This window comes from Corynebacterium sp. HMSC06D04, assembly GCF_001807315.1.
Taxonomy (GTDB): domain Bacteria; phylum Actinomycetota; class Actinomycetes; order Mycobacteriales; family Mycobacteriaceae; genus Corynebacterium; species Corynebacterium simulans.
In genome coordinates, this window is sequence record NZ_KV788562.1 from 1 (window position 1) to 7139 (window position 7139).

General features: G+C 55.8%; 8 protein-coding genes and 4 tRNA genes. 3 read left to right on the plus strand and 9 right to left on the minus strand.

The window, feature by feature from the left end:
- Positions 1–88 precede the first annotated feature (88 nt).
- Together murA and ramA are read right to left on the minus strand one after the other, a co-directional pair.
- Complete coding sequence (gene murA / locus HMPREF3155_RS11775; protein WP_061924465.1) at positions 89–1357, minus strand: UDP-N-acetylglucosamine 1-carboxyvinyltransferase; 1269 nt, start codon at positions 1355–1357, stop codon at positions 89–91.
- A gap of 76 nt (positions 1358–1433) precedes the next feature.
- Positions 1434–2273, minus strand: a complete 840-nt coding sequence (gene ramA / locus HMPREF3155_RS11780; protein WP_061924468.1) for an acetate metabolism transcriptional regulator RamA — start codon at positions 2271–2273, stop codon at positions 1434–1436.
- Positions 2274–2530: 257 nt separating this feature from the next.
- On the opposite strand from ramA, the gene cysK reads away from it, so the two are divergent.
- Both cysK and epsC read left to right on the plus strand, forming a co-directional pair.
- On the plus strand, positions 2531–3466 hold the full coding sequence (gene cysK / locus HMPREF3155_RS11785; RefSeq protein WP_061924471.1) for a cysteine synthase A: 936 nt from the start codon (positions 2531–2533) through the stop codon (positions 3464–3466).
- A 73-nt stretch (positions 3467–3539) separates the two neighbouring features.
- On the plus strand, positions 3540–4103 hold the full coding sequence (gene epsC, locus HMPREF3155_RS11790) for a serine O-acetyltransferase EpsC (RefSeq protein WP_096337004.1): 564 nt from the start codon (positions 3540–3542) through the stop codon (positions 4101–4103).
- Positions 4104–4173: 70 nt separating this feature from the next.
- Here epsC and HMPREF3155_RS11795 read toward each other — a convergent pair whose 3' ends face one another.
- The 5 genes from HMPREF3155_RS11795 to HMPREF3155_RS11815 all read right to left on the minus strand — a co-directional run bounded on the left by HMPREF3155_RS11795 (position 4174) and on the right by HMPREF3155_RS11815 (position 5330).
- Complete coding sequence (locus HMPREF3155_RS11795) at positions 4174–4464, minus strand: GNAT family N-acetyltransferase (protein ID WP_061924476.1); 291 nt, start codon at positions 4462–4464, stop codon at positions 4174–4176.
- A 54-nt stretch (positions 4465–4518) separates the two neighbouring features.
- Positions 4519–4591, minus strand: a tRNA-Phe gene (locus tag HMPREF3155_RS11800).
- 21 nt (positions 4592–4612) lie between these two features.
- Positions 4613–4686: transfer RNA gene (locus HMPREF3155_RS11805), tRNA-Asp, on the minus strand.
- 446 nt (positions 4687–5132) lie between these two features.
- Positions 5133–5209, minus strand: a tRNA-Asp gene (locus HMPREF3155_RS11810).
- A gap of 48 nt (positions 5210–5257) precedes the next feature.
- Positions 5258–5330, minus strand: a tRNA-Glu gene (locus HMPREF3155_RS11815).
- A 94-nt stretch (positions 5331–5424) separates the two neighbouring features.
- On the opposite strand from HMPREF3155_RS11815, the gene HMPREF3155_RS11820 reads away from it, so the two are divergent.
- On the plus strand, positions 5425–5757 hold the full coding sequence (locus tag HMPREF3155_RS11820) for a metal-sensitive transcriptional regulator (RefSeq protein WP_061924479.1): 333 nt from the start codon (positions 5425–5427) through the stop codon (positions 5755–5757).
- 122 nt (positions 5758–5879) lie between these two features.
- On the opposite strand, the gene HMPREF3155_RS12950 is transcribed toward HMPREF3155_RS11820, so the two are convergent.
- Together HMPREF3155_RS12950 and HMPREF3155_RS12955 are read right to left on the minus strand one after the other, a co-directional pair.
- The gene (locus HMPREF3155_RS12950) at positions 5880–6458 is read right to left on the minus strand and encodes a hypothetical protein (RefSeq protein ID WP_141744814.1); all 579 of its coding nucleotides are present in this window, start codon (positions 6456–6458) and stop codon (positions 5880–5882) included.
- Between the two features lie 3 nt (positions 6459–6461).
- Positions 6462–6941 (minus strand): hypothetical protein, encoded by a 480-nt coding sequence (locus tag HMPREF3155_RS12955; protein WP_148138244.1) that lies wholly within the window; start codon positions 6939–6941, stop codon positions 6462–6464.
- Positions 6942–7139 lie beyond the last annotated feature (198 nt).

Here is a 7139-nt window from a genome sequence, read left to right on the forward strand (position 1 = left end):
TAGCCCCCACCCCACAAACAACACAAATCGCCAGTACACACCGCATTTTTAGGTGCATACTGGGGATAAACAGGGCGTCGTAAAGCGCTTAGTACGTCTCCGGCTCCTGCGTGCGCTTGATGTCGGCGCCCAAACGCGAGAGATTCTCAACGAAGTTCGGGTAGCCACGATCGATGTGGAAGACATCGTGAACGGTGGTTACTTCATCTGCGCACAATGCGGAGAGCACCAACCCAGCGCCGGCACGAATATCGGAGCTCCAAACATGGGTGGAAGAAAGTCTCTGCTGACCACGAATAACAACGTGGTGGCCATCCACCTGCGCATCGGCGCCGAGACGGAGCATCTCATCCACGAAACGGAAGCGGGATTCGAAGACGTTCTCCGTGATGACCGTGGTGCCTTCGGCAACGGCGGAAAGGCCAATCGCCATCGGCTGCAAGTCAGTTGGGAAACCCGGGAATGGAAGCGTTTGGTAATCCACCGCAGTTGGTCGGCCGTTCATGCGAACGCGAAAGCCGTTGTCATAATCTTCGATTTCGGCGCCAGCGGACTTCAGCTTCTCCAGCGGCAGGTGCAGGTGACGCGGCGCGATACCGCCGACGGTGATATCCCCCTGCGTCATCGCTGCAGCATAGGCCCAGGTGCCGGCAACAATGCGGTCACCGATTACCCTGTGTTCGGTGGGATGCAGCTTTTCTACGCCGCGGATCGTGATGGTGGAGGTGCCTTCGCCCTCGATATCTGCGCCCATCTCCTTGAGCATCATGCACAGATCAACGATCTCTGGCTCTCGGGCTGCATTACGCAAGACGGTCTCACCGTCTGCGAGGACAGCGGCGGTAAGAATGTTTTCGGTTGCACCGACGGATGGGAAGTCCAAGCGAATGTTGGCGCCGTGGAGCTCATCGGCCACAGCTACTACCGCGCCATGCTCAATATGGGTACGTGCACCCATCTTCTCCAGACCCGATTGGTGCATATCCAGCGGGCGCGAACCGATGGCATCGCCACCGGGGAGGGCAATCTTCGCATGACCGCAGCGAGAGGTCAGCGGACCCAGCACGCAAACAGAAGCGCGGAACTGACGTACGGCATCGAAGTCCGCGTTTGAGTGGAGCTTTTCGGGGACGGTAATCGTAACGACGTCGCCGTCGATAGTTACTTCGCAGCCTAGGCCTTCTAGAACCTTGCGCATCAACGGGACGTCGAGAATCTGCGGGCAGTTGGTCAACGTCGTGGTGCCTTCCGCCAAAAGCGAGGCGGCCATGAGCTTCAGGACGCTGTTTTTCGCGCCATCAACCACAACCGTGCCTTCGAGCCGTGCACCACCAGAGACAATAAATTGGTCTTTCACATCTTCCTAAACTACCGGATGCCCCTGAAAAACTTCTGCAAGTTTCAGGGGCATCCGGGTAGAAGAACCATGTATATCAGGGCAATGCGCCGATACGGCGAGCGGCATTGACCGCTTCGTAACGGGTATGCGCACCGAGTTTGCGCATCACGGAGCGTAGATAGGACTTCACGGTCTCTGCACCGATGCCCATTTCCTCAGCCGCCTCTACGTTGGTGTGGCCAAGCGCCACGCAAGACAGGACATCAAGCTCACGGGCGGAAAGCTTCGTAGACTGCTTAACGCGGACCGGAGAAACCATCTGATCGCACAAAGCCTCAAGTTCCTTGCGCAGATCCTCGTCGTCTACGCGGTTAGCCAACATTCGCAGCTTGGAGTGCGTGGAGCGCACCTGCTCCCACTCCGCGCCATTCATGACGTGGCCGCGGGCAGCGCCGCCCTTACCGCCATCGGCGCGGCGCATCGCGGAATTAACCGCCAAATCCTGCTCCAGACAACGGGCGGTCATGGTTACTTCCTCAATAACCTTGTCTCCCAAACGCACTGGAGAGTGAACGCCGACGTAAAGGACACCGCGGATCTCACGCTGCACCGTGACCGGAACAGCCACGATGGAGTGCAGACCTTCGTCCTGGATGTAGCGGTCATTTTCATGCGAAATGGTGGTCGCACGAGCGTAGTCCGAAACACCTACTGCACGGCGCGTGCTGACAACACGGCCGCCCACTCCGACTCCGGCGTCACTGATCAGGTTTTGCAAAGCCGGCGTGCGCAGGCCGACCCACTGGGTGATCTGCAGACGATTATCGGGAAGCAGGGTTCCGTACATCGTGACGGGAATGCCGGTTGCGGTCTTCAGGGAAGACAGTGCGGCGCGTACGGCTTCGTCGTCATCTTTGAGGCGATGCGGCTCCATGAGAATCTCTCTCCTAGTTGGGGGTAACCAGTAGGTGCACCCATACCCACCATGCAATTCGGGGGTAAAAGAACACGTTCCCCGCAGTATAACCGGCCAATGGGGGTAAGAATAAATCGCCTTACTGCCAAAGCGCGATCCAAATCCCACAGCCAGTGCCCGAATGATCGGTTCAGGAGTTATGTACCGCTTTGTCTAGTAGCGTGGTGTACAGTAGCTAGGGTACGCACGAAGATATTTTCCAAGGAGTCCTCAAAGTGGCTGTCTACAACAACATTCTGGAAACCATCGGCAATACCCCACTGGTTCGCCTGAACCGCCTGACGGAGGGCCTCGGCGCAGAGGTGCTGGTGAAGGTCGAATCCTTCAACCCTGCTAACTCCGTTAAGGACCGCATTGGCAAGGCTATTATCGACGCCGCGGTAGAAGCCGGCGAGCTCAAGCCGGGCGGCACCATCGTCGAGGCCACCTCCGGCAACACCGGCATCGCGCTCGCCTTCGCTGGCGCCACCCTTGGCTACAAGGTCATCCTCACCATGCCGGAGACCATGTCCAACGAGCGCAAGGTGCTGCTGCGTGCTTATGGCGCAGAGATCGTCCTGACCCCAGGTGCAGCCGGCATGAAGGGCGCCGTCGACAAGGCGAATGAGATCATCGCCAACAACGACAACGCCATCCTGGCTTCCCAGTTCGCCAACGAGGCAAACCCGAAGATCCACGAGGCAACCACCGGCCCAGAGATCTGGAACGACGCCGAAGGCAAGGTTGATGCTTTCGTCGCCGGCGTCGGCACCGGCGGCACCGTCACCGGTGTTGGTCGCTACCTGAAGTCCAAGAATGCCGACCTCCACCTAGTTGCCGTCGAGCCGGCTGACTCCCCTGTTTTGTCTGAAGGCCACGCTGGCCCGCACAAGATTCAGGGCATCGGCGCAAACTTCGTCCCAGAGGTACTAGACCGCGAGCTGCTCGACGAGGTCATGACCGCCACCAACGAAGAGGCAATTGAGACCTCCCGCAAGCTAGCTACCGAGGAAGGCCTACTGGTGGGCATTTCCGCCGGCGCAAACATCTCCGCAGCACTCAAGCTGGCTGCTCGCCCAGAGTTTGAGGGCAAGACCATCGTTGCGGTTCTGCCGGACTTTGGTGAGCGTTATGTCTCCACCGTCCTGTTTGAGGACATCCGCGAGGCATAATTTTCCTGTCGTTTGAATGAAAAGCACCCATCTTGTTGGTGGGTGCTTTTTCTTTGCCAGTAGTATGTACCACATGAACGTCCTAAAGATGATTCGCGAGGATTTGGCGAATGCCCGTGACCATGATCCCGCGGCCCGAGGAGATGTGGAGAACGCCATAGTCTACTCTGGCCTGCATGCCATCTGGGTGCACCGCATCTGTCATTGGATGTGGAAGCGCGGTTGGCGCGGCCCTGCGCGCATCCTTGCGCAAATCAATCGCTTCTGGACCGGAATCGAAATCCACCCTGGAGCCACCATTGGACGTCGGTTCTTCATCGACCATGGCATGGGAATCGTCATTGGTGAGACCGCCGAAATCGGCGAGGGCGTGATGATCTATCACGGCGTCACGTTGGGCGGCCAGGTGCTCACCCAAACCAAGCGCCACCCCACTGTCCAAGACAACGTCACGATTGGCGCTGGCGCCAAGGTGTTAGGCCCCATCACCATCGGTGAAGGCTCTGCTATTGGCGCAAACGCAGTTGTCACCAAGGATGTGCCTGCAGAGCACATTGCTATTGGTATTCCAGCAAAGAACCGTCCGCGTAAGAAGGAAGAGCGCATCAAGCTCGTCGACCCCGACTATTACATCTAGCTGTTGCTTTGCGACGTCGCCAAGCGCGGCAAAGTGGGCCCCACACGAACGTGGGGCCCACTTTTAGGTTTTAGTTCTCGAGCAGGTGCTGGTATTCCGGGTTCTTCTCGATGAAGCTCGCGACGGCAGAACAGCTGGCGATGACGCGCTTGCCGGCGGTGGATTCATCCTCCAGAGCGGCCTTGATGAGCGGTTTGGACAGGCCTTGGCCTTGGAAGCCCTCGTGGACCACGGTGTGGTGGAAATCGCGGGTTTCTGCAGTGTCGACGTACTCCGCGAAGCCGGCCTCTTCCCCATCGACGGCAATTACGAAACGGGAGGCGTCAGTTTGGTGTGCAACAGAAGTAGTCATGTGGCCCATTAAACCATTTCTGCAAACCAAAAGAACCCCCTTCTACAGAAGGGGGTTGATTTGTGGCCAGAGCCAGGATCGAACTGGCGACCCCACACTTTTCAGGCGTGTGCTCTACCGACTGAGCTATCTGGCCAGAAGCCACAAGTGACTTCGGCGACCCTGACGGGACTTGAACCCGCGACCTCCGCCGTGACAGGGCGGCGCGCTAACCAACTGCGCCACAGGGCCATTTTTCAATTTTTCGTACCTCATTGGGCACGGATAGTTACTTTACACAACGTTGCTGAAATCAAACAAATCTGCAGTTTAACTGCGGTTTTCTCTACTCTTGCGCACCAGTTTTTCAAAAGGCCGCATGAGGCAACGCAAAATATAGGCAGGCGCACACGCAAAGATTTCAGGCCAAGCCATATAAGGCGCTGTAAAGGCGCGTGCGCTTGCCGACGCCGCCTCTTCGAGCCGAGCCACACCTCACGGCTTCAGCGGCCCTCTACGTCGCCATAAAGACGTTTTTGAAGCACGCGCCGCGCCTCTAAGCCCCGCCCCGGTGAAACAACTCCCCCACCCCAACTCACCCCTACACAGTGATGGCCCCAGTAGATCTCGAGCGGGGACTTAAACGAAAGAAAGCAAAAGAAAAAGCCGGCTCCATCACTGGAACCGGCTTATCAATATGGCGACCCTGACGGGACTTGAACCCGCGACCTCCGCCGTGACAGGGCGGCGCGCTAACCAACTGCGCCACAGGGCCATATTGAATTTTGACCTTTAAAAGGTCGGCATGAAGCAAGAAGCTTCGTACCCCCAACGGGATTCGAACCCGTGCCGCCGCCGTGAAAGGGCGGTGTCCTAGGCCGCTAGACGATGGGGGCCCATTGCCTTGGAGCAACGTCTTAAAAATATACTGGAGTAATCGCGCGTTACAAAATCGCCCCGAAAGGAACCCCTAGATGAACGCAGAAAACCATGTCTGACCAGCAACATACCTGCGCCTGCCATGAGCCTCACGCGCACGGGTATAACGCGGATAGCAAAAACAAAGCGAGGTATTTGGCGCGTTTGAAGCGCATCGAGGGGCAAACGCGCGGCATCCACCGCATGATCGAAGAAGACAAATACTGCATTGACATCATCACGCAGATCTCCGCAGTAACCTCCGCGCTAGAAAATGTCTCTTTGGCCTTACTCGAAGACCATATTGAGCACTGCGTAGCCGGTGCCGCCGCCGAGGATGGTCAAGTGGCCCAGGAAAAGCTCGAGGAAGCCATGACGGCTATTCGCAAGCTGGTTAAGAGCTAACGCCCCCCAACCAACACATCATGCGAATCTTCAGCGACACTTCAAAGGTCTGACTAGATTGAGCATGAGCTCCCCCTAGCCCCTAGACAGGGAAAGGAGCAGCTCTAGCCTGCCGGCACTGACTAAGCTCCAGCCTGTTTGAATTTGTGCAAAGAAGGAATACTCACAAGGAGCGAAAGGCCACTTATTAAAAGTGGGACATGGCCTGGCGGGACAGCAAGAGCAAAAAGAACAAAACGCCATTTCGTTTCGGATGCCGATAGCCAAAGAGCCGTTTGCAAGACGAGTTGCGCTATAAGCAACAATGCGAGTGTATCCACGTTCAAATATTTGCCTGCGAAAAATGTTATTCCCATAAGGACGGTGGATACATAAGCAAACCTGACGCTTCCTACGCCGGTCAGGGAAAATACCCAAGGGACGCTCCACAAGACAACGAGAAGCGTGCTGTCTACGACTAACCACTTCCTTGGAGAACGAGCTTCTAGCTTGGAAAGCTGATTACGGAACAAAGTTACTGGCAACGCCGCATAAGCAAATGAACATATGGTACCTACATTCACCCCTGCAGTACCGCTAAGCCAGGGAATTCTTAGCAGCCAGCCTTCAGAGAAGGATAGAGCTAAACCAATAAACAACATCATCAGCAAGACCACAAAAATTCTGTGACCATGGAAGTACAAGAACGCAAATGATTTCACAGGCTAACCGCTAACTCTACAGGTCGACTGCTCGATACGTTGAACAACATCGCTTACGTCAACTTGTCGGTTAGGATCCCAAGGGAGGCCACTAACCGAAATTCCCAAATCTTTCGCCGGAATTCCACAAATTTGCGCATTTGCACGAATCAATTCCGCAGTTCCAACTTGATCCACAAACTCTCCAACGACTCCTTCCAGAGTTGGTTGGCTACTTAGGCTTAAGTGATCTTCTGAAAAATCTCCCCACACCACCGGTCGATTTGAGAAATCTCCCCACTCAGCTGGCACTATTTTAGAGAAGGCTTCCCGCGCTTGGATGTTCAGTAATATGTTTTCTTTTGGGACCTCCGGCCAAGCGCAGACATCCGAAACACAGACAATCTGCGCAGAGTCCCTTTGTACAAGGCCAAATTCTGTAAGTTTCTGAGCCCAAAACGTAGAACCTACGATAGCCAGAAGTCCTAAAAGCAAAGCTGCCATGTACAGCTTTCTTCGGTGCCTAAGCAAAGCCGCAGCCGAAACTACGAGCAGCGTCACTCCCACAATCCCCGCAACTGCTATACCGATTGCTTTCACATCTAGCGTTGTATCCAGAGAACAGCACGCCAAGAAGTCGCCAGCTAAATGCCTCAAAACCCCCGGAGAAGTGAAGCGTCCTGGGTTTAGTTCCTACCTCAG

Coding starts and splice junctions, on each gene's coding strand:
- HMPREF3155_RS12955 (WP_148138244.1), bottom strand. CDS start 6,941: ATGGCAGCTTTGCTTTTAGGACTTCTGGCTATCGTAGGTTCTACGTTT.
- ramA (WP_061924468.1), bottom strand. CDS start 2,273: ATGGAGCCGCATCGCCTCAAAGATGACGACGAAGCCGTACGCGCCGCA.
- HMPREF3155_RS11820 (WP_061924479.1), top strand. CDS start 5,425: ATGTCTGACCAGCAACATACCTGCGCCTGCCATGAGCCTCACGCGCAC.
- epsC (WP_096337004.1), top strand. CDS start 3,540: ATGAACGTCCTAAAGATGATTCGCGAGGATTTGGCGAATGCCCGTGAC.
- HMPREF3155_RS11795 (WP_061924476.1), bottom strand. CDS start 4,464: ATGGGCCACATGACTACTTCTGTTGCACACCAAACTGACGCCTCCCGT.